At 66.2% G+C, this 21,479-nt stretch carries 10 protein-coding genes and 8 pseudogenes; 6 read left to right on the top strand and 12 right to left on the bottom strand.

What is annotated here, in order from left to right:
• Window positions 1–38: 38 nt before the first annotated feature.
• The 5 genes and pseudogenes from LN139_RS19440 to cbiE form a co-directional block, all read right to left on the bottom strand.
• Window positions 39–1,999 (bottom strand): annotated as a pseudogene (locus tag LN139_RS19440) (TonB-dependent copper receptor).
• A 91-nt stretch (window positions 2,000–2,090) separates the two neighbouring features.
• On the bottom strand, window positions 2,091–2,543 hold the full coding sequence (locus LN139_RS19435; RefSeq protein ID WP_236355660.1) for a copper chaperone PCu(A)C: 453 nt from the start codon (window positions 2,541–2,543) through the stop codon (window positions 2,091–2,093).
• Between the two features lie 81 nt (window positions 2,544–2,624).
• On the bottom strand, window positions 2,625–3,335 hold the full coding sequence (locus LN139_RS19430) for a cobalt-precorrin-6A reductase (protein WP_236355659.1): 711 nt from the start codon (window positions 3,333–3,335) through the stop codon (window positions 2,625–2,627).
• Window positions 3,332–4,429, bottom strand: coding sequence for a cobalt-precorrin-5B (C(1))-methyltransferase (locus LN139_RS19425; RefSeq protein ID WP_236355658.1), 1,098 nt, complete (start codon window positions 4,427–4,429; stop codon window positions 3,332–3,334). Before LN139_RS19425 ends, LN139_RS19430 begins: the two co-directional genes overlap by 4 nt.
• A pseudogene (cbiE, locus tag LN139_RS19420) lies at window positions 4,422–5,632 on the bottom strand (precorrin-6y C5,15-methyltransferase (decarboxylating) subunit CbiE). The gene LN139_RS19425 and the pseudogene cbiE overlap by 8 nt, the downstream one beginning before the upstream one ends.
• A gap of 91 nt (window positions 5,633–5,723) precedes the next feature.
• Between cbiE and cobG the strand changes: the two are divergent.
• The 6 genes and pseudogenes from cobG to LN139_RS19390 all read left to right on the top strand — a co-directional run bounded on the left by cobG (window position 5,724) and on the right by LN139_RS19390 (window position 11,483).
• Window positions 5,724–7,026, top strand: a pseudogene (cobG, locus tag LN139_RS19415) (precorrin-3B synthase).
• A pseudogene (locus tag LN139_RS19410) lies at window positions 7,023–7,648 on the top strand (precorrin-8X methylmutase). Before cobG ends, LN139_RS19410 begins: the two co-directional pseudogenes overlap by 4 nt.
• Window positions 7,648–8,378, top strand: a pseudogene (locus tag LN139_RS19405) (precorrin-2 C(20)-methyltransferase). The pseudogenes LN139_RS19410 and LN139_RS19405 overlap by 1 nt, the downstream one beginning before the upstream one ends.
• Window positions 8,379–8,410: 32 nt before the next feature.
• Window positions 8,411–10,018: a precorrin-3B C(17)-methyltransferase gene (gene cobJ, locus LN139_RS19400; protein WP_236360522.1), complete on the top strand. Its 1,608-nt coding sequence runs from the start codon at window positions 8,411–8,413 to the stop codon at window positions 10,016–10,018.
• A 94-nt stretch (window positions 10,019–10,112) separates the two neighbouring features.
• Window positions 10,113–10,796 (top strand): hypothetical protein, encoded by a 684-nt coding sequence (locus tag LN139_RS19395; protein WP_236355657.1) that lies wholly within the window; start codon window positions 10,113–10,115, stop codon window positions 10,794–10,796.
• 48 nt (window positions 10,797–10,844) lie between these two features.
• Window positions 10,845–11,483: a hypothetical protein gene (locus LN139_RS19390; RefSeq protein ID WP_236355656.1), complete on the top strand. Its 639-nt coding sequence runs from the start codon at window positions 10,845–10,847 to the stop codon at window positions 11,481–11,483.
• On the opposite strand, the pseudogene LN139_RS19385 reads toward LN139_RS19390, so the two are convergent.
• From LN139_RS19385 to prmA, 7 genes and pseudogenes are all read right to left on the bottom strand, one after another.
• Window positions 11,459–14,271, bottom strand: a pseudogene (locus tag LN139_RS19385) (response regulator). The gene LN139_RS19390 and the pseudogene LN139_RS19385 sit on opposite strands and share 25 nt — an antisense overlap.
• A 136-nt stretch (window positions 14,272–14,407) precedes the next feature.
• Window positions 14,408–15,697, bottom strand: a complete 1,290-nt coding sequence (gene purD, locus LN139_RS19380) for a phosphoribosylamine--glycine ligase (protein ID WP_236355654.1) — start codon at window positions 15,695–15,697, stop codon at window positions 14,408–14,410.
• A gap of 74 nt (window positions 15,698–15,771) precedes the next feature.
• Window positions 15,772–17,377, bottom strand: a pseudogene (purH, locus tag LN139_RS19375) (bifunctional phosphoribosylaminoimidazolecarboxamide formyltransferase/IMP cyclohydrolase).
• Window positions 17,378–17,453: 76 nt separating this feature from the next.
• Window positions 17,454–17,774 carry a DNA-binding transcriptional regulator Fis gene (gene fis / locus LN139_RS19370; protein ID WP_236355653.1) on the bottom strand — a complete coding sequence of 107 codons (321 nt, stop codon included), beginning with the start codon at window positions 17,772–17,774 and terminating at the stop codon, window positions 17,454–17,456.
• The gene (gene dusB / locus LN139_RS19365; RefSeq protein ID WP_236355652.1) at window positions 17,771–18,784 is read right to left on the bottom strand and encodes a tRNA dihydrouridine synthase DusB; all 1,014 of its coding nucleotides are present in this window, start codon (window positions 18,782–18,784) and stop codon (window positions 17,771–17,773) included. Before dusB ends, fis begins: the two co-directional genes overlap by 4 nt.
• Before the next feature lie 150 nt (window positions 18,785–18,934).
• Window positions 18,935–20,214 (bottom strand): annotated as a pseudogene (locus tag LN139_RS19360) (DUF3426 domain-containing protein).
• 198 nt (window positions 20,215–20,412) lie between these two features.
• Window positions 20,413–21,294 carry a 50S ribosomal protein L11 methyltransferase gene (gene prmA, locus LN139_RS19355; protein ID WP_236355651.1) on the bottom strand — a complete coding sequence of 294 codons (882 nt, stop codon included), beginning with the start codon at window positions 21,292–21,294 and terminating at the stop codon, window positions 20,413–20,415.
• Window positions 21,295–21,479 lie beyond the last annotated feature (185 nt).

The following is a 21,479-nucleotide window of genomic DNA, read 5'->3' as shown; positions in this document are numbered from 1 at the left end:
TTCTAGCTTGCAGCTTGCAGCTTGCAGCTCGAAACTGCCTAAATCTCCAGTTCTGCCTTTGTCCAGAACGTCCTGCCTGGCTCATTGATCCGTTTCGGGTCATGGGCCGGGTAGCCCCACCCTGCATTGCCAGCCAGGTTCAGGTGTTCGGTGTAGGTTTTGCCGAACAGGTTGTCCACCCCCGCACTGAGCCTGAAACGCCGCGTCGCCTGCCAGGCGGTGTTGAGCGAGAGCACCCCGAAGCCGCTCGAGGCCTCACGATCCCTGCCCACCACATTGCCCTTGCCGGGGTCGATGCGGCGCTGGGCGCTCACCACCCGCCAGAGGGCGCCCACGCTGAATGTGTCATGCTGCCAGGTGAGGCTCACGCGGGTATCCAGCGGGGGCATCTGCGGGAGCGGCTGGCCGCTGCTGCGGTTGTGGCCATGGGCGTAGGCCAGGCTGGCACCGGCCGCCCAATGCGGCGCGAAATGCCAGTCGGTGCCTGCCTCTGCGCCCAGATCGTTGCGTCGATGTTGCGCGCGGTGCTGCGGGGTGCGGTGTAGTCGAACAGGATGTAGTCGCGCACCTGCCCGGCGTAGGCGGAGACCCACGTGCGCGTGTATTCGCCGCGACGTTGCGCTCCCACATCCAGTTGCGTGGCTTTTTCCGGGCGCAGGGTGGTGAACGCCGAGTTGGCAGGTGAGAACAGCTCCCAGTAATCAGGCTGACGCTGCACGTGGCCGAGGCCTGCGTACAGGCTCGCACCCCGGGCAAGGTGTGCTCCCAGCGGGCGAAGCCGGCAGGCAGCAACTCTGCGCGGGTGTTGCTGGCGCCTTGGACGCGCAGGTCGCGGGCCTGGTGGTGATCCAGGCGCACTCCGCTCACCAGCCGGGTGTTATCGCTCAGTTGGCGGGTGAATTCCCCGAAAACGCCGGCCTGGGTGAAGCTTGCATCAGCCTGGCGCGGCAACTGCCGGTAACGCTCAACGCCCATGGCCACGCGCCGCCGGTGCTCACTGGCCTGGGCATCGACGCCAGCCAGCAGTTCCCATAGCTCGCCCTCCCAGGTGCCTTTCACGCGCACACCCTGTGTGCGGCGGTCGGGATTGCTGGCTCGCTCTCGGCCGGGTGCGAGGCTGCGCAGGCTGTAGTTGTCCATCACGTGGTCGGCGTAGTTGTAATAGAACTGCCCTTCGAGGCGAGCCAGGCCGAACCCAGGGTTCGCCTGCTCGGCACGCAGGCCCAGGCTTTCGCGGCGAAAGCGGCTGCCGTCCATGCCGCGGGTGGCGTAGCGGGCGCTGCCGTCGCCCATGCCGGCGCTCAGCTCAAGCAGGGTGCCGGGTTGCGGCCGCCAGCCCAGTGCCACGTCGTTGCTCCATTTGCCCCAGGCGGAGGGTACATGGCGGCCGTCGCCATCGCGGTAGTCGCCGCTGGCTGCGTCGGTGGCGCTCAGGCGTGCGTAGCCTTGCGGGCCACCGGCGGCGGCGTCGAGCACCTTGTCGAAACGCCCGCCACTGGCCAGGGTGGCGCTGCTGTACAGGCGCCCGCCCAGATGGCTGAAGTACTCCGGGTCGCGCTCGAACATCACCGTTCCCGCCGATGCGCCGGGGCCCCACTGCACGCTTTGCGGGCCTTTGATCACTGTGAGGCGGTCGTAGGCTTCGGGGGTGATGTAAGCACTGGGGCGTCCATTCGGCCGGGGCAGGCGCCAAGCACATTGCCGCCATTGCTGAGCAGGTTGAGCCGGGAGCCGAATTGGCCGCGCAATACCGGGTCACCATTGGCGCCGCCGTTGCGAATCACGCTGAAGCCGGGAAGGTTTTCAGGTAGTCGGCGGCGTCACTGGCCGGCACTGGCTGGCGCGCGGTTTTGGTATCGGCACTGAGGGTGGTGTTGGCCTCTGGCGCAACGGCGGTGATGACCGTGGGTGCCAACTCGGGAATTGCCGGGTCGGCAAGGGCGAGAGGGCTTATCAGCATCAGCGGCAGGCAACAGAGGGCAGCAGGCGATCCGGGCATGTTTCATCCAGTCAGAAATCGTGGGCATGAGGGTGCCTGCCCCGGGTGCGTGGGCCCGAGGAGGCGGTGAAATCAGAAGGGTGGGTTGCGGTCAGGTGCCGTGGTCGTGGGCCGGGGCGTCCTGAAGCACCTGCACGTCGACGGTAATGTCGCCGGCCTGCTTGAAGTGCAGCGTGAGAGGGAAGTGGCTACCAGGTTGCAGCTCGGTGCCCGGTGCGATGCCCATGAGCATCGCGTGATAGCCCATAGGCTGGAAAGTGAGGTTGCCGGCGGCGGGCACCACCGCGCTGGAAATGGCCTGCATCTTCATCATGCCGTCTTCGCCGGTGCTCTGGCGCATGCCGGCCTCGCCGGCGATGGGGGAGGCGATACCGGTAAGTACGTCGTCCTCGGTACCGTCGTTGTGCACGGTGAAGTATGCGGCGATAGCAGGCGAGCCGGGCGGCAGCGCCTGTGACCAGGGCGCGCTCACGGTGATGGCGGCCAGGGCCTGGCCGGTAAGCAGGAGCAGGGGAATGAAGGCCAACCTTGGCAAGCTGCGCATGATCGCGAACTCTAGGGAAACGGTGCCCGCCATTTAGCCAGAAGCCCTGGCTCAAGTAAAAAGCCAGTTTGGGTCGGGATACTACAAAGCCGCCGCCAGCGCCTGGACGCTCGAGAATTCACGGTCTGCGGTAGGCAAGGGCGGGCGCCGCAACACCAGCACCGGAATGCCGCGTTCGCGTGCGACCTGCAGTTTCGGCTCGGTCGCACCGCTGCCGCTGTTCTTGCTGATGAGCACATCGGTTCGGCAGCGCTCGAACAGGGCACGCTCACCTTCCAGGGCAAAAGGCCCGCGCGCGCCGATCACTTCGCAGCGTGCGTTGCCCGGCACTGCCTCCAGGGCGCGCAGGGTCCAGAACTGGTGGGGTGGAATCTGATTCAGGTGCTGCAAGGGCTCGCGGCCGAGCGTGAACAGCGGATGCCTGAACGGCTGTAACGCTTGCACCAGCTCGGCCCAATCGGCGACCTCACGCCAATCATCCCCCGGCTGCGCCACCCAGCCTGGCCGGCGCAGCGCCCAGCACGGGATGCCGCTGATGCGCGCGGCATTCACGGCATTGGCACTGATGCGCGCCGCGTAGGGGTGAGTGGCGTCCACCAGCAGGCTGATGCTTTCGGCGCGAATGAAGGCGGCCAGGCCCTCGGCACCGCCGTAGCCGCCCACCCGCACCGGGCAGGGCAGGCCCTGCGGCACCAGGCCCACGCCGGCCAGGCTGTAGAGGTCGTTTGCACCCAGCCCGCGCGCCAGGGCGATGCCTTCGGTGGTGCCGCCGAGCAGCAGGATGCGCCTCATGCCCAACCCCCGGCACGGCCGACGATGCCACCCTGGCGGTCGATGGCGAACACCTCCACCGCCACCTGCGCCGGCACCACGCTGCGGGCGAAGGCCAGGGCGTGGCCGCACACTGCGTCGCCCAGCGCCACGCCTTCTGCATGAGCCAGTGCCAACGCTTGCTGGCTGGTGTTGGCCTGGGTGATTGCGGTTTGCAGTGCGCTGCTTGCGCCGTGCTCGGCGGCCCAGCGGGCCAGTTGCGGCAGGTCGATGCTGGAGTGGCGGCTGTGCAGGTCCATGTGGCCGGCGGCCAGCTTGCTGACCTTGCCGAACCCGCCGCACAGGCTCAACCGCGCCACAGGCACTTTGCGCAAATGCTCGAGCACGGCACCGACGAAATCGCCCATCTCGATCAAGGCGATGTCGGGCAGGGCGTAGACGCTGCGCATGGTGTCCTCGCTGGCGTTGCCGGTGCAGGCGGCGATATGGGTGTAGCCATTGGTGTGGGCCACGTCGATGCCCTGATGGATCGAGGCGATGTACGCGGCGCAGGAGAACGGCCGCACGATGCCGCTGGTGCCGAGAATCGACAGCCCACCGAGGATCCCCAGGCGTGGGTTCATGGTCTTGAGCGCCAGCGCCTCGCCGCCGTCAACACCCACCGTAACCTCGAAGCCGCCGTGGTAGCGCTGTTCATTGGCCAGAGCACCGAGGTGCTCGGCGATCATGCGCCGTGGCACCGGGTTGATCGCAGGCTCCCCCACGCCCAGTACCAGGCCCGGGCGGGTCACGGTGCCCACACCTGGGCCTGCATGAAAGCGCACCCCTGGCTCTGCACTCAGCCGCACGTTGCTGTGCACCAGCGCGCCGTGGGTCACGTCGGGGTCGTCGCCGCCGTCCTTGAGCGTGCCGGCCTCGGCACAGCCTCCGGCCAGGCGGCAGAACTCCAGGCGCATCTGCACCGTTTTGCCTTCGGGCAGGGTGATCCAGGCGGCATCGGTGAACGGCACGCCCAGCAGCAGGCGCGCGGCGGCGAGGCTTGTGACCGTGGCGCAACTGCCGGTGGTCAGCCCGGTGCGCAGCGGGGCTGGGCGTTCGGGGGTTTCTTCACGCATCGAAAGGCTTGGCCAGGTCGAGCAGGGTGATCGGCAGGGCCTGGCGCCAGGTGTCGAAACTGCCCAGTGGCTGCGCGTGTGCCACGTGCAGGCGGGTCGATCGCCGCCGTGCCGCTCGCGCCAGTGCATCAGCGCCAGCTCGCTTTGCAGGGTAACCGCGTTGGCTATCAGGCGGCCGCCGGGCTTGAGTGCTGCCCAGCAGGTGTCGAGCATGCCGGGCACGGTGACGCCGCCGCCGATGAAGATCGCATCCGGCCGCTCCAGCCCGGCCAGCGCCTGCGGTGCCTGGCCTTCCACCAGGCGCAGGCCGGGCACGCCCAGGGCATCCCTGTTGTATTCGATGTGGCGCTGGCGGCCGGCATCGGCCTCGATGGCGATGGCCCGGCATGCCGGGTGGCTGCGCATCCACTCGATGCCGATCGAGCCACAGCCGGCGCCCACGTCCCAGAGCAGCTCGCCGGGCAATGGTGCCAGGTGGGCGAGGGTGACCGCGCGCACGTCGCGCTTGGTGAGCTGGCCGTCGTGGCGGAAGGCGTCGTCCGGCAGGCCGGGCACTCGCGCGCGGCGCACGGCGGAGAGCTCGGCACGGCAGTCCAGAGCGATCAGGTTCAGCGCCGCGCACGTTGCGCGTGGCCAGTCGCTGGCCAGCCCCTCTGCATGCTGCTCCAGAGGGCCGCCCAGGTGCTCGAACACATGCATCAGGCTTGGCCCGTAACCGTGCGCTGTCAGCAGGCGGGCGACCTCGCCAGGGCTGCTCGCATCGCGGCTGAGCACCAGCAGGCGCTGGCCGCTGGCAAGCCAGGGCAACAGCACGGGCAACGGTTGGGTGACCAGCGACACCAGCGTGGTGTCGGCCAGCGGCCAGCCCAGGCGGGCCGCAGCGAGTGAGCAGGAGGAGGGCGCAGGGTGGATGCACAGCTCATCGGCGGGCAGTTGGCGGCTGAGGCTGGCGCCCACGCCGTGGAACATCGGGTCACCGCTGGCCAGCACGCACACCGGCTCGCCACGCAGGGCCAGTAGTGGCTCAAGGCTGAACGGGCTGGGCCACGGCACACGCTGTGCGCCCATGCAGTGCGGCAACAGGGCCAACTGGCGCGGGCTGCCGAACACGCGGCTGGCGGCCAGCAGTGCCCGCCGCGATTGCTTGCCCAGGCCGCTGTAGCCGTCTTCACCGATGCCGATCACCGTCAGCCATGCCGACATGAAACTTCCTCATGCAATGCCCGCCCGGCAGGCTGGATTTTCATGCTGCCGGGCAAAGCAGGCATAATATCGCGCCTTCAGCCTTTTAACGATTCATGGACCCCCTCTGAACGAACCGGTGCCCCCTCGCAGCGTTCGCCCCTCGGCTTGCCCGGGGTTGCGCCGCATCGTGCCGGCGCGCGACGGGGGCATCTGCCGGATCAAGCTGCCCGGCGGTGTGCTGAGCCTTGAGCAAGCCCGCGCCGTTGCCAGCGCTGCCGAGCGATATGGCAATGGCGTTATCGAGGCCACCAACCGCTGCAACCTGCAGCTGCGCGGCATCGTCGACGAGGCGGTAGCCGATGCCTTGCTGGCGGCAGGGCTGGGCAGCGAAGAACCCGGTGCTGACGATGTGCGCAACCTGATGCTCAGCCCGCTGGCCGGCCTGGCCCCGGCACGGTTGGCCAACACCCGGCCCCTTGCGGCGCAATTGCTCGGCTGGCTCGAGTCCACGCCGCGCCTGCATGCGCTGTCGCCCAAGTTCGCAATGCAGCTCGATGGCGGCGAGCCGCTGGTGCAGCGCGAGCACGCGCACGACCTGTGGCTGTCGGCTTTCGAGTTGGAGGGAGAACTGCATTGGGGCTGGGCCTTGCCAGCAGCCTTTCGCAGGGCCGGATGCACTTGGCCGTGCCGCTGGCCGACGGTTTCGGGCTGGTGAGTGCGGTGCTGGAGCGCTTTCTGGCATTGGCTTCTGCGCAACAGGCACGCATGCGTGAGCTGCTTGCCGAAGTTGGCCTCGAAGCGTTTCTGCAAGGCCTACCGGGGCAACGGATCGACCTGCCAGTGCGCGGCGAGGCGGTCGCCGATCTGGGTGTACACGCTGTGGGCACGTCAGATAGCCAGGCGCTGGCTGCTCGTTTCGAGCTGGGCCGGCTGAGCGCCCCCCAGCTGCGCGCCCTGGCCACACTCGCCGAGCACGCCGGGAGTTCGGCACTGCACCTCACCCCTTGGCAGGGCGTGCTCATCCCCAACGTGGCCGTCCGGGAGCTGCCGGCGCTGCAAGCCAGCCTTCAAGTGCTTGGGTTCATCACCCGGCCCGAAGCGCCCTTGGCGCAGATGCAGGCCTGTACCGGCTCGCCCGGCTGCGCCAAGGCCTTGGCCGACACCAAGGCCGATGCTCGCCACCTGGCCAACCTGCTAGCGCCGCCGCGCGCGGTGCACCTGACCGGCTGCCCGCGTTCCTGCGCCTCGGCCCAGGTGGCGCCGGCCACGCTGCTGGCGGTCGCCCCAGGCCGCTATGACCTTTTTTGCGCGATGGCGCCGAGCCTGGCCTTGGCCGCTTGCGCGCCCGCGAACTGACCCTGCAAGCGGCAGCTGCCTTGTTGAACGGCCTGCCACGGAGCGAGACCCGATGATCGACTACATCCGCGATGGCCAGGAAATCTATCGCAATTCCTTTGCCATCATCCGCCGCGAGGCCGACCTGAGTGGCATCCCGCCTGACCTCGAAAAGCTCGCAGTGCGTGTGATCCATGCCTGCGGCATGGTCGATGTGGTCAAGGAACTGGCCTTTTCCGAAGGCGCTGGCACGGCTGGCCGCCAGGCGCTGCTGGGCGGTGCGCCGATCCTGTGCGATGCCCACATGGTCGCCGAGGGCGTGACCCGTGCGCGCCTGCCGGCGAACAACCCGGTGATCTGCACCCTCAAGGACGAGCGCGTGCCGGGCATGGCCAAAGCGGCAGGCAACACCCGTTCGGCCTTGGCCCTTGAGCTGTGGCGCCCACATCTGGAAGGCAGTGTGGTTGTGATCGGCAACGCACCGACGGCGTTGTTCTATCTGCTGGAAATGATCGATGCCGGCGCGCCCGAACCTGCGCTGATCCTGGGCTTCCCCGTGGGCTTCGTCGGTGCGGCCGAGTCCAAGGCGATGCTGGCGGCCGACAGCCGTGGCGTGCCGTTCGTAGTGGTGAATGGGCGCCGGGCGGCAGCGCCATGGCTGCCGCTGCGGTCAACGCGCTGGCCACGGAGGTGGAGTGATGGAGGTACGGGGGCGGCTGTTCGGCCTGGGCGTGGGCCCGGGCGACCCTGAGCTGATTACCGTCAAGGCCTTGCGCCTGCTGCGCGAGGCCGCCGTGGTGGCCTACTTCGTGGCCAAAGGCAAGAAAGGCAATGCATTCGGCATCATCGAGGCGCACCTTCAGCCTGAACAGGCCTTGCTGCCGCTGGTGTACCCGGTCACCACCGAAGTGCTGCCGGCGCCGCTGTCGTACGAGCAGGTCATCAGCGACTTCTACGACCAGGCTGCCCTCGATGTTGCGGCGCACCTGGACGCTGGCCGTGACGTTGCGGTGATCTGCGAAGGTGACCCGTTCTTCTACGGCTCCTACATGTACCTGCACGACCGCCTCGCCGAACGCCATGCCACCGAAGTGGTGCCGGGGTGTGCTCGATGCTCGGCGGCGCCTCGGTGCTCGGCGCGCCGCTGGTGTATCGCAACCAGTCGTTGTCGGTGCTTTCTGGCGTGCTGCCACACGACGACCTCAAGCAGCGGCTGGCGCAAGCCGATGCGGCGGTTGTTATGAAGCTGGGCCGCAACTTCCCCAAGGTGTACGCGGTGTTGCGCGAGCTGGGGCTCGACGGCCGTGCGTTGTACGTGGAACGCGCGACCATGGCCAACCAGAAGGTGGTGCCACTGGCCGAGGTGGACCCGGCCTCGTCCCCTTACTTTTCCCTGATCGTGGTGCCCGGCCAGCGGTGGCAAGGGTGAGCCCCGCGATCATCCTGCTCGGGCAGGGCGGCATGGCCACCGCGCGCCAGCTCAAAGGGCTTTATCCACAGGCCAGCATCTGGGGCCTAGCCACGCGGGTGCAAGGCGCCGATCAGGCGTACGAGCATTTCGGCGACACCCTGCGCGCGCTTTACCGTGCCGACACCCCGATCATCGCGCTGTGCGCGGCGGGTATCGTCATCCGCACCCTGGCGCCCGAGCTGGCTGCCAAGCTCGCCGAGCCGGCCGTGCTGGCGCTGGCCGAAGACGGCAGCGCCGTGGTGCCGTTGCTCGGTGGCCTGGCCGGTGCCAACCGGCTGGCCCGTGAGATCGGCGAATGCCTGGCCGTGGCGCCCGCGATCACCACCAGCGGCGAGTTGCGCTTTGGCCAGTGCCTGCTCGACCCGCCTGCCGGTTACGCGCTGGCTGATATCGAGCAAGGCAAACGCTTTGTCAGCGACCTGTTGGCCGGTGAGGCGGTGCGTGTCGAAGGCCAGGCGCCGTGGCTTGCGCAGGCGCCACTGGCGTTGGCCGAGGATGCAGCGCGGGTGATCCATGTGACCCCGAATGCGCGCCCGGCCGCGCGTGACGAGTTGGTGATTCACCCGCGCAGTGTCGTGGCGCAGGTGCGTGAGGCGGGTGCCGGCCTGGCCGAGCAGATCGGCCAGCAGCTCGCCGAACAAGGTTTGGCGGCAGCTTCCCTTGCCTGCTCGCTAGCGCCTCTGGACATCATGGCGAACCCTGAACTGCACGCCGGTGCACAGGCGTTGGGCGTGCCCGTCCGTTTTACCCCAGCGCTGCCTGCCGGCGATGCCCTGGAATTGCAGGTGCATGCTCAGCCGATAGCCCCGGACGCCCTCGGCCAGCGCCGCGGCCGGCTCGCCGTGATCGGCCTGGGCCCAGGCGACCGTACGCTGATGGCGCCTGCCGTGGGCACCGAGCTTGCGCGCGCCCAGGATGTTCTGGGCTACGAAACCTACGTGCGCATGGCCGGCCCGTTTCGCCACGATCAGGTGCTGCACTGCACCGACAACCGCGAAGAGCTGCAGCGCGCGCGGCATGCCTTCGAGCTGGCAGCGCAGGGGCGCGATGTGGTGGTGGTGTCCTCCGGCGACCCCGGCGTGTTCGCCATGGCCAGCGCGGTGCTGGAAGCGCTCGATGGCGCCAGCGACCCAGCCTGGCACGGAGTCGACCTGCAAGTGTTGCCCGGGATTTCCGCATCGCTGGCAACCGCTGCCTGGGCCGGCGCGCCGCTGGGCCATGACTTCTGCCTGATTTCGCTGTCGGACAACCTCAAGCCCTGGGAGGTGATCGAGCAGCGCCTGCACCTGGCAGGTGAGGCGGACATGGCGATGGCGTTCTACAACCCCATCTCGCGCTCCCGGCCCTGGCAGTTGGGGCGCGCGCTGGAGATCCTGCGCCAACACCGTGCTGCGCATACGCCGGTGGTGCTTGGGCGCGACGTCGCGCGGCCAGGCCAGCGCCTGCGCGTGGTCACCCTTGGCGAGCTGCAGCCTGAGATGGTCGACATGCGCACCATGGTGATCGTTGGCAGCTCCACCACTCGCCTCATCGAACGCCCAGGCCAGGCGCCCTGGGTGTATACGCCGCGTTGGTACCCAGCAGCGGTGCCGCGCTGAGGAAAGCCTTCACTCGCCATTGCCTTGCCGCAAGCCCCTAGAGTGGCCGCCCCCTGATCGAGGGGGCCCACTTCTACAGCAAAGGATCATGGACATGACCACACTCGCCAACGCCGCCGTTCTGGATGACGCTATCGTCGCTTTCGGTTCTGGCCTCAGCGCCGAAGAGGTCAGCGCGGCGCGCAACCTCTACCGCACCGCCACCCTGGTGGCCAATGCCAAGTTCGACAAGGACGCCGACCCCAAGGGTTGGTACAAGCAATTCAACACCGTGATGGTCGACCTGGGCTGGGTGGCTCAGCATTACCAGTTCGACAGCAACAGCCACAGCGATAAAGGCCTGACCGTCGATAACGTGATCGGCGAACTGATGGGTGTCGCCCTGAGCGGGATCAAGGCGCAGCTGGCGGCTCCTGCCGTGTTGCTGGACATCGCCAGCAAGGCGCTGGAGAGCCTGCCGGAGGACGCCGAGGCCTACGCCGTGTTCAAGTCCAACAGCAAGACTTCCGCAGGTGGCCGCGTGTCGGTAGCAAGCTTCGCCAAGCTCGACGACAACACTCTGTACCTGGCGATGGGCGTGATGGATGTGCGCAGTGACTCGGCACCCAAGGAAGTGCTGATCCTGAACTGGAACTCCAGCTGCGGCGAAACCTACGAGGGCGCCATCGCACTGAACATCGGCGTGAACGAGCTGATGGACGGTGCGGGCGACATCCACGCGCGCCTGAATGGGGTCAAGGCCACCAAGCGCAATGCCTACCTGGACTTCATCGGCTGATGCCGCCCGGGGCTCTGGCAACAGGGCCCCTCCGCATGAGGATGCACCATGAGCAATGCAATCATGAGTGTGGTGGGTTCAGGGCTGTTGAGTTTCGATTCCAGCATCGAGCCGACGCAGCGAGAGGCGGTAACCTACGCACTGCGTTTCGCCCATCGGGCCGCCATGGACCTCTACGCCGAGACCGGCGGGCAATGGTACGACTACTACCGTCGGCAACTGCGCTTTCTGGGATGGGATGCTCAACCCGCCGACCACGCCTGGAACCCTGACATGAGCCGGGTGGCCGTTACCGACCGTGCCTGCAAGGCAATTGCAGGCCAGAGTGAACACTTCGCAACGCTTGCTCGGCGCGCCAGCCAGGCGCTGAGTGTGGCGCCCACCGCCGGTATGTTCCTGCAGCAGCACGCCAGGGCTCACAAGCATGGGATGTTTCAACTGTTGCCGTGTACGCAGCGAAAGGCACCCTCGGGTGTTTCCCGGATCGAGCTGCTGATTTACCACGAAGAGCTGGACCTGGCCGGCAGCGACGGCTTGTTCAGTGCTGCTCGGCCACCGCTGCTGACGCAGGCCCATATCGGCCTGGTTCGCTTCGATGTTCGCAGTTTCGAAACCACTCACCTGCCCAGAATCCGAGCGCGCTTCCAGAAAATCCAGAGTGACTACCTGTCGCTGCTGGAGGGTTGAACCGGTTCGGCTGCCTCGCCTGGCGCCGATGCCCGGCCCTGACGTTGCTCCACCCAGTGCTCGACCAGGTCGCGCAGTTGTGACAGCTCCACCGGCTTGGCCATGTGGCCGTCCATGCCGGCCTGCCGGGCACGCTCTTTATGCTCGCTGAGGATATGCGCCGTCAGCGCAACGATCGGCGTGCGTGGGCGCTGGTTGCTCAGCTCCCAGGCACGCAGCTGCTGGGTGGCGCTGAAGCCGTCGAGAATCGGCATTTCGCAATCCATCAATACCAGGTCATAACGCTGGGCCTTCATGGCCCGCAGAGCCTGCTCGCCGTTGCTCGCGGTGTCAGGTTGCAGGTTGAGCTTGCCGAGCATGCCGCGAATCACCTTGGTGGAGATCGAGTTGTCTTCGGCTACCAGGATGCGGAAGTCACCCGGCAGGCCCGGCTCGCTGGGCGCTGTGGTGCCGGGCAGTTCAGGCGGCGGTACAGCATTCTTGCTGCGCTGGGCCAATTCGTCGGCAAGCGTGGTCTTGAGCGTATAGCCCGCCACAGGTTTGGCCAGGATGCGTTTGACGCCGGCATTGCGTGCGTTGATCTTGCTGGGTGCATTGCTGATGCCGGTCAGCATGATCACCAGAATGTCGTGGTTCAGGCTCGGGTCTTCCTTGATGCGTGCGCCCAGTTGCATGCCGGTCATGCCGGGCATGTTCTGGTCGAGCAGCACCACGTCGAAGTAGTCACGCAAATGCGCCTTGGTGCGCAGCAGCGCCAGCGCTTCCTTGCCTGACGACGCAGCGCTGACGCTCATGCCCCAGGCGCTGCATTGCTGCACCAGCACCTTGCGGCAGGTGTCGTTGTCATCCACCACCAGCACCCGGGCATCCTTGAGCGGGCTGTCCAGGTCGGGGATGCCATGCTCCATGCGCAGAGGGTCCAGCGGCAGGGTCAGCCAGAAGGTGCAACCATCGTGGGCGCCGCCCTTGATGCCGAAGTCCCCGTGCATCAGCGTGACCAACTGCCGCGCAATCAACAGGCCCAGGTGCTGGGCGCTGGGTTTGTCGGTTGCCAGCAGGTCCTGGCTGCGCAGCTCGGTATGCAGCAGGGCCTCGCGTTCTGCGTCGCTCATGGCGCAGCCGCTGTCTTGTACGGCGATGCGCAGGCGCGGCGGGCCGCTGCGCTGGTCCAGTGCCACTGCCAGCAACACTTCGCCCTTGTCGGTGCGGCGCAGGGCGTTGTCGAGCATCGCCAGCAGGGCCTGGCGCAGGCGGGTGGGGTCGCCGCTGATCACTCGCGGTACCTGCGGCTGGGTAAAGCTGATCAGCTCCACTTCCTGCTGCTCGGCCTTGCCACGGAAGATGTTCAAGCAGTCTTCAATCAGCGCGTTGAGGTCGAACTGCACGTCATCGAGCTCGATCTGCCCCGATTCGATCCGAGAAATGTCGAGGATCTCGTTGATCAGCGTGAGCAGTTCATTGCCTGCACTGTGGATGGTCTGGACGTAATCACGTTGCTTGACCGACAGCGGTGTGCCCAACAGCAGCTCGGTCATGCCCAGTACACCGTTCATGGGCGTTCGGATCTCATGGCTGAGCCGGGACAGGAATTCGGTCTTGGCGTTGTGTTCGGCATCGCTTGCAGCCAGCGCGCGGCCTGCCTTGTAGCGTTCATCGCTGATGCGCCGAAGGCGGATGGTCAGGGCCAGGTTCAACCAGAACCCTGCCACCACCGTGCTGCCGAGCAGGCCGAAGATCAGCCATTGCGCAGGCGTGCGAGTCAGCACCAGCAACGCGGGGATGACAAGCAGGAAGGTTGCGCACACCACTGCCATGCCGATGCTGAAGAAGCGTGCCGGGTAATAACCGTGTTGCAGATGCCAAAGACTGGTGGCCAGCATGCTGAGGCAGGTCATTGCCACCAGCGTGTAAGTGATCAGGTTCAGCGGCAAGGCGCTCACGAACAGCAACACAACGCTGCTCAAGCCAATCAGCACCACCATGCCGAACAGCAGCCGTGTGGCCTTGGGCTCGCGCCGCACGCTGAAGAACCGCAACGTGAACAACAGGGCGCAGATGCTCGCTGCCAGCATGCACAGATACGCCGCCGGCGTACGCGCCAGGCTCCAGGGCACGGAGGGCAGGCCCAGGTTGACCAGGATCATCGCACTGGCCAGCACCAGCGCCTGGGTGGCTGCCAGCCACAGGCTGCTGGTGGAGCGGCTGTAGGTGTAGCGGCTGATGTTGTGGACGATCAGCATGAACATGGCGCCCATCAACAGGCCGAACAGCAACGGCTCGCTCTGGTTGGCGGCCGCGTCGATGGCGTTTTCCAGTGACAGGGTGGGGCGGATCTGATGCTCGGACCTCAGGCGCAAGTAGACGTCGACCGCCTCCGGCACGCGGGGCAGCGGCAGCAGCAAGTCGCCACTGCGGGTCGGGGGTTGGTCTTGCGTGGCGTCGTAGCCGATTCGGCGGTGCAACAGCAGTGTTTCGCCGTCGAGCACGTAGAGGTCCAGGCGGGCAAGGTCGGGCGCGAACAGGCGCAACAGCATTTCATGCTGGCGTGGGGCGAGCCGGTAATGCAGCCATTGCGCGCTTTGCGCGGGCGCAGCATTGAGCATGCGCAGGTCGATGGGCGCGAACTGGTTCTGGAAGCGTTCGGAGCGGATATCGGCCAGCTGGAGAGTTGCATCGTCGTCGAGCAGTGCTGACCAGCCGGTCGCAGGCTCGGCGTGTGAAAAGACGGCGCGCCCGCCAGCATTAGCAGGCTGAAGCACAGCAGCAGCGCGGTCCTGAGCCGATGCACGAAGGTGAAGTCCTTGTCGTGAAAGCTGAGCTGCCCCTGGGGCAGCAGTCTGGAAACGGTGCCGGGAAGTATAACCGGCCGTGCTCAGGCTCGCGCCTGGCCGGGCGGAAAACAAGGATTTCCCGCCCGGTGGTGCTTATTTGCCGCCTTGCTCGCGGGCGATGGCGCGGTAGCCGATGTCCTTGCGGTAGAAGGCACCGTTCCAATCCACCCGCGCAGCCAGGGCGTAAGCCTGCTGCTGAGCCTGGAGGACGGTATCGCCCAGCGCCGTTGCGCAGAGGACGCGGCCGCCAGCGGTAACCACCTGGCCATCCTTGAGGCTGGTGCCGGCATGGAACACTTTGCCCGGCAGGGCTGCTGCGTCGGCCAGGCCCTGAATGGCGTCACCCTTGGCGTAGTCGCCCGGGTAACCGCCAGCGGCCATCACCACGCCCAGGCTCGGGCGTGGGTCCCATTGGGCTTCGATCTTGTTCAGCGCCTTGGCCAGCGCCGCTTCCACCAGCAACACCAGGCTCGACTGCAGGCGCAGCATGATCGGCTGGGTTTCCGGGTCGCCGAAGCGGCAATTGAATTCGATCACCTTCGGGTTGCCGGCGGCGTCGATCATCAGGCCTGCATAGAGGAACCCGGTGTAGACGTTGCCTTCGGCGGCCATGCCGCGCACGGTCGGCATGATCACCTGTTCCATGGCCTTCTGGTGCACCGCGTCGGTGACCACCGGGGCCGGGGAGCAGGCGCCCATGCCGCCGGTGTTGGGGCCGGTGTCGGCATCGCCGACGCGCTTGTGGTCCTGGCTGGTGGCCATCGGCAGCACGTTCTCGCCGTCGACCATGACGATGAATGATGCCTCCTCGCCATCGAGGAACTCCTCGATCACCACGCGCGAACCGGCGTCGCCGAAGGCATTGCCGGCGAGCATGTCGCGCACGGCGGCTTCGGCTTCATCGAGGGTCATCGCCACGATCACACCCTTGCCGGCGGCCAGGCCGTCGGCCTTGATGACGATAGGTGCGCCTTTCTCGCGCAGGTAGGCCAGCGCGGGCTCGATCTCGGTGAAGTTCTGGTATTCGGCGGTGGGAATGTTGTGGCGGGCCAGGAAGTCCTTGGTGAAGGCCTTGGAGCCCTCGAGCTGGGCGGCACCGGCGGTGGGGCCGAAGCACTCCAGGCCACGCTCGCGGAACAGGTCGACCACGCCGGCGACCAGTGGGGCTTCGGGGCCAACGATGGTCAGTTGCACGTTGGCAGCAGCGAACTCAGCCAGTTGCTCCAGCGCCAGCACGTCGATGGCGACGTTTTCGCATTTGGCTTCGGTGGCGGTGCCGGCGTTGCCCGGGGCGACGTACACCTTGGCGATGCGCGGGTCTTGCGCGACTTTCCAGGCCAGGGCGTGCTCGCGGCCGCCGCTACCAATGATCAGGACGTTCAATTCGGTCTCCTTCGGAGAAATTGCAAGCTTCAGGCCACCAGCGTTTCGCTGGCGGCCTGGGCTGGGGCTGGAAATTAGTGGCGGAAGTGGCGCATGCCGGTGAAGACCATGGCGATGCCGGCTTCGTCGGCGGCGGCGATCACTTCGGCGTCGCGCATAGAGCCGCCTGGCTGGATCACGGCACGGATGCCGGCCTTGGCTGCGTTGTCGATCCCATCACGGAAGGGGAAGAACGCGTCCGATGCCATGACTGCGCCTTCGACCTGCAGGCCGGCGTGCTCGGCTTTGATGGCAGCGATGCGCGCCGAGTTGACGCGGCTCATCTGGCCAGCGCCGACGCCGATGGTCTGGCGGCCCTTGGCGTAGACAATGGCGTTGGATTTGACGAATTTGGCGACCTTCCAGGCGAAGATCAGGTCGTGCACTTCCTGCTCGGTAGGGGCGCGCCGGGTAACCACCTTCAGGTCATCGGCGCCGATCATGCCGATGTCGCGGCTCTGTACCAGCAGGCCGCCGTTGACACGCTTGTAGTCCCAGGCCGGGCGCGAGTGGCGTCCCACTGGCCGCAGGCGAGCAGGCGCACGTTGGCTTTGGCCGCGACGATGGCGCGGGCTTCTTCGCTCACGCTCGGGGCGATGATCACCTCGACGAACTGGCGCTCGACAATGGCTTTGGCGGTAGCGGCGTCCAGCTCACGGTTGAAGGCGATGATGCCGCCGAAGGCCGACTCGCTGTCGGTGGCGTACGCCAGCTCGTAGGCCTGGCGGATGCCGCCTTCGGCATCGGGGCTCACGGCCACGCCGCACGGGTTGGCGTGCTTGACGATCACGCAGGCGGGCTTGGTGAAGCTCTTCACGCATTCCAGGGCGGCATCGGTGTCGGCCACGTTGTTGTACGACAGCTCCTTGCCCTGAAGTTGTACTGCGGTGGCGATGCCGGCCTCGGCAGGCTTGGCTTCGACATAGAACGCCGCGCTCTGGTGCGGGTTCTCGCCGTAGCGCATTTCCTGAGCCTTCACGAACTGGCTGTTGAAGGTGCGTGGAACTCGCCACGGCCTTCGGTGCTCAGGGTGGCGGCCTGCTGGTCGATGGCGCCGAAGTAGTTGGCGATCATGCCGTCGTAGGCGGCGGTGTGCTCGAACGCCTTGAGCATCAGGTCGAAGCGCTGGGCGTAGGTCAGGCCGCCGGCCTTCAGGCCTTCGACCACACCGGCGTAGTCGCTGGCGTTGACGACGATGGCGACGTCCTTGTGGTTCTTGGCTGCCGAACGGACCATGGTCGGGCCGCCGATGTCGATGTTCTCGATAGCGGTGGGCAGGTCGCAGCCAGGCTTGGCGACAGTGGCTTCGAAGGGATACAGGTTGACCGCAACCAGGTCGATGGGGCGAATACCGTGCTCACCCATGATGGCGTCGTCGGTGCCGCGGCGGCCCAGGATGCCACCGTGGATTTTCGGATGCAGGGTTTTGACCCGGCCGTCCATCATCTCGGGGAAACCGGTGTAATCGGCCACTTCCACGGCGGCTACGCCGTTGTCGCGCAGCAGCTTGAAGGTGCCGCCGGTGGAGAGGATCTCGACACCAAGCGCCTCGAGCTCACGGGCGAACTCGAGGATGCCGGTTTTGTCTGAGACGCTGATCAGCGCGCGGCGAACGGGCAGGCGGGTGGTCTGGTCGGTCATTTCAGGTTCCATTCAGAGCGTTGGCAAAAAAGGCGAGCAGCCTGTTGGCCGTCGCCTTTTCGGAATCTTGCGGGTTTCAGAGCAGGTCGTACTGCTTGAGCTTCTTGCGCAGAGTGCCTCGGTTGAGCCCGAGCATCTCGCTGGCCTTGGTCTGGTTGCCCTTGACGTAGTGCATCACCGATTCGAGCAGCGGTGCTTCGACTTCGGACAGCACCAGGTTGTAGACGTCCGTGACCGTCGCCCCCTCCAGATGCGCGAAGTAATTGTGCAGCGCCTTCTCGACGCTCCCGCGCAGGGTCTGCCCCTCTTCACTGGGCGTGATCAGGTGCTGTTTGAGGTTGACGTTGTCGCTCACGGGCGTTGTTCCACTCACTATTGTTTCGGTCATCATCGTCATGCGGCCACCCCTTCTGCGTCCTCTGCGACGAGGCTTTTGTAATGTTCGCGGATGAATTCGCGAACGTTGGCGCATTGCGCGTGCTTATCGTCCAGCTGATTGAAAAGGGCGCGAAATTCCCGTGCGCCCGGCAACGTTGCCAGGTACCAGCCCACGTGCTTGCGGGCGATGCGCACGCCCATCACATCGCCGTAGAAGGCATGCAGCGCGGCCAGGTGCTCCAGCAGGATCTGCTCCACTTCCTCCAGCCCCGGCGCAGGCAGCGTTTCGCCTGTGCGCAGGTAGTGCTCGATTTCCCGAAAGATCCACGGCCGCCCCTGGGCAGCCCGGCCGATCAGCAAACCGTCGGCACCGGTGGCATCGAGCACGTACCGGGCCTTTTGCGGCGAGGTGATATCGCCATTGGCGAAGACGGGAACGGCCACCGCCTGCTTGATCGCGGCGATGGTTTCGTACTCGGCCTCGCCGGTGTACAGGTCGGCGCGGGTGCGGCCGTGAACGGCCAGCGCGCTGATGCCGGACTGTTCGGCGATGCGCGCGATGGCAACGCCATTGCGGTTGTCGCGGTCCCAGCCGGTGCGAAACTTGAGTGTTACCGGTACATCCACGGCGCCGACCACGGCCTCGAGAATCTCGGCCACCAGCGCTTCGTCGCGCAGCAGGGCAGAGCCCGCCGCCTTGTTGCATACCTTTTTCGCCGGGCAACCCATGTTGATGTCGATGATCTGCGCGCCGGCGTCGACATTGGCCTTGGCAGCAGCAGCCATCATTGCCGCATCACCGCCGGCGATCTGTACCGAGCGCGGCTCGGCATCACCCTGGTGAATACGGCGCAACCGGGATTTGCGGCTGTCCCACAGCGACAGGTCGGCCGAGACCATCTCCGACACCACCAACCCTGCACCCAGCCGCCGGCAAAGCTGGCGAAAGGGCTGATCGGTGACCCCTGCCATCGGGGCAAGGACCAGGCCGTTGCTGATTGTGTAGGGGCCGATGCGTACCGCCGACATGCTGATTACCTGTGGTAAGGCCGGATTCGTACGAAGCCATGAGTTCGAAAAGGGAGGGCATGATACCCGCTCTCGATGACCGGATAAAGATTGATCTGGATAAAATCTGAACAACTTTTTGCCGCCGCTCGATTGGGCGGCGGGCGCGACTCACTCTGGAGATCGGAACGAGAGGCTGTAGTTCACCGCTTTTGCGCCCGGATCAAGAATGTCCAAGGCGATGTGAATCGGTGTTTGCGGGGGCATGTCGGCCTGGCCGGCAAGGTCACCGGCCAGATACTCGGCAGGCTTGAAGCGCCGGCTGGCGATCGATTGGCCATTGAGGTCGGCGAAACGCAACTCCAGCAGCGGAAACGGCTGGGAGAAGGGCGCGCGGTTGTAGATGATCGCGTCCACGACCAAAGCCCCTGCGAAATCCGGGTGGCTGCGCACCACCAGGTTGCTGCTCTTGATCTGGTTGATGTCCACGCGCGAGGGCAAGGTGCAGCCGGCGACCTGGCAGAAGGTTTGTACCCAAGGGCGGTACTGGTCCTGCCGGGCGACCTCGTCGAAGTGGTAGAACAGGTACTGGGCCAGCAGGCCAAGTGCGGCCAGCAGTGACAACAGGCTCCACAGCAGGCGCTTGCCCCAGGAAGAGCGGCTGCGTTGCCACTGCAACTGCAGCGGGTCGTCCTGCAGATCCAGCAGATGCTCGTTGTGCAACCCGGGCTCGGTGCGTGCAGCCTTGCCACGCACGGGAGCGGGCTCGTCGTATTCCTCGTCGAGGTCGCGAGCATTGCCCAGGCGTGGGTCTTGCTCGGCAGCCTGCGAAAGCAGCTCGGTTTCGAGGGTTTGCTCGGGCTCGGCGCTCAGGCCTTCATCACGCGTGGAGTGCGGCGGTGTGTCGAAGTCATCCAGCGGGCCGGCCTCGAAGGATGGCTCCTGGCGGACCGGGTCGAGCTCCGGCGGCACCAGTATTCCGGCGGGTTCGTCTTCTTGGTGATGGCTGCCGAACGGTTCTTCGTGCCAGTGCTCTTCCCGGCCTCGCGGCTTGCGCTAAGGCCGGGAGCGATGGCGGGGCGTGGAGCGGGGCTGCGGTGCTCCAGGTGCGCCAGCTCGCTGTCCAGGTCCAGCTGGTCGAGGTGGGCAGCTTGCCATTCGAGCTGGTTCAGGGGTTGCCGGGGTGGTGCAGGAGGCGTTTCAGCAGGTACGGCAGGTTCCAGCGCAACGGGAACCTCCACCGCAACCGGTTGTGGCAGCGACTCTCCGGGCACCGCCTGAGCATTCGGCGGCAGTGCCTGCGCGCTCTGTTCGAGCAATTGCCGAGCAGCATTGAACACCTGCTTGCACGCGCCACAACGTACCGCACCGCGCGCCGCGCCGAGTTGGTTGTAGCTGACGCGAAAACGGGTCTGGCAATGCGGGCACTGGGTGACGAAGCTGTCGGTCATGCGGCGGTCCGGGTCGGGCAAGCGGGCATTTTAGTGTGGCGTTTCACAAATAACGACCCTAATCTGCGGCGTTTTTGTACCCATGCTGCGTTGCCACTCCTCGCCGTAGCTGGGCCACGGCGAGGAGTGGCGGCTTGCCTGAGCGCAAAAACCACTCGCAGATGATTGGCCGTATTTGCAAAAGCACCACACCAGGTTTTATGGGCGGCGCCGGCCACTGATGCGTACCCAGCCCTCGCGCTCGGCGATCGGGTCGAGCTCGAACGCTTCGGCGTAGGCGTCGGCAACCTCCTGGCCCTGCTCGGCGAGGATGCCCGACAGTGCCAGCAGGCCGCCCGGGCGCACCAGCGTTTGCAACTGCGGTGCGAGCGAAACCAGAGGCCCGGCGAGGATATTGGCGACCAGCACATCGGCCTGTACCGCTGGCAGGTGCTTGGGCAGGTACACCGGGAACCGCTCGGCCGCGATGCCATTACGCCCGGCGTTGTCGCGCGAGGCTTCCAGCGCCTGCACGTCGATGTCGGTACCCAGCGCCTCGCGGGCGCCCAGCAGCAGGGCAGCGATGCCCAGGATCCCTGAACCGCAGCCGAAATCCAGCACCTGGCTACCTTCCAGCGCCTGGCCGTCGAGCCATTCCAGGCACAGGGCAGTGGTGGGGTGGGTGCCGGTGCCGAAGGCCAGGCCCGGGTCGAGCAGCAGGTTCACCGCATCCGGTTCCGGTGCCTCGTGCCAGCTCGGCACGATCCACAGCCGCCGGCCGAAGCGCATGGGCTGGAAGTTGTCCATCCAGCTGCGCTCCCAGTCCTGATCTTCGATCACCTCGGCGTGATGCTCGGGCAATGGCTCGCCGGTCAGCAGCTTCAAGTGCGCGAACACCGCTTCGGCCTGGGTATCGGCCTCGAACAGCGCCAGCAGGTGGGTGTGCTTCCACAATGGAGTGGTGTTGAGCTCAGGCTCGAAGATGGGTTGGTCTTCGGCGTCCATGAAGGTGACCGATACCGCGCCGATCTCCAGCAGGGCGTCTTCATAGGTTTCAGCGTGTTCCGGGCCGATGGCCAGGCGGACTTGCAGCCAGGGCATGGCGGCTACCTCGGGAAGGGGCAAAGGGCAGGGAGTTTACACCAAGGCAGGGTTTTAGCCTCAAGCCGCGAGCTGCAAGCTTCAAGAGATTGAGCGAAATCGGTGGTATCACCACTGCGCTGCGCGATAGGGCCGTTGGAGCTCACGAAGATCGGCGAGCTTCAACGGCCTCTTCACTCGGTACA

The sequence above is a fragment of the Pseudomonas sp. KNUC1026 genome (assembly GCF_021650705.1).
Classification (GTDB): Bacteria; Pseudomonadota; Gammaproteobacteria; order Pseudomonadales; family Pseudomonadaceae; genus Aquipseudomonas.
The sequence above is the reverse complement of the archived record's forward strand: the minus strand, read 5'-3'. Positions and strand labels throughout refer to the sequence as shown.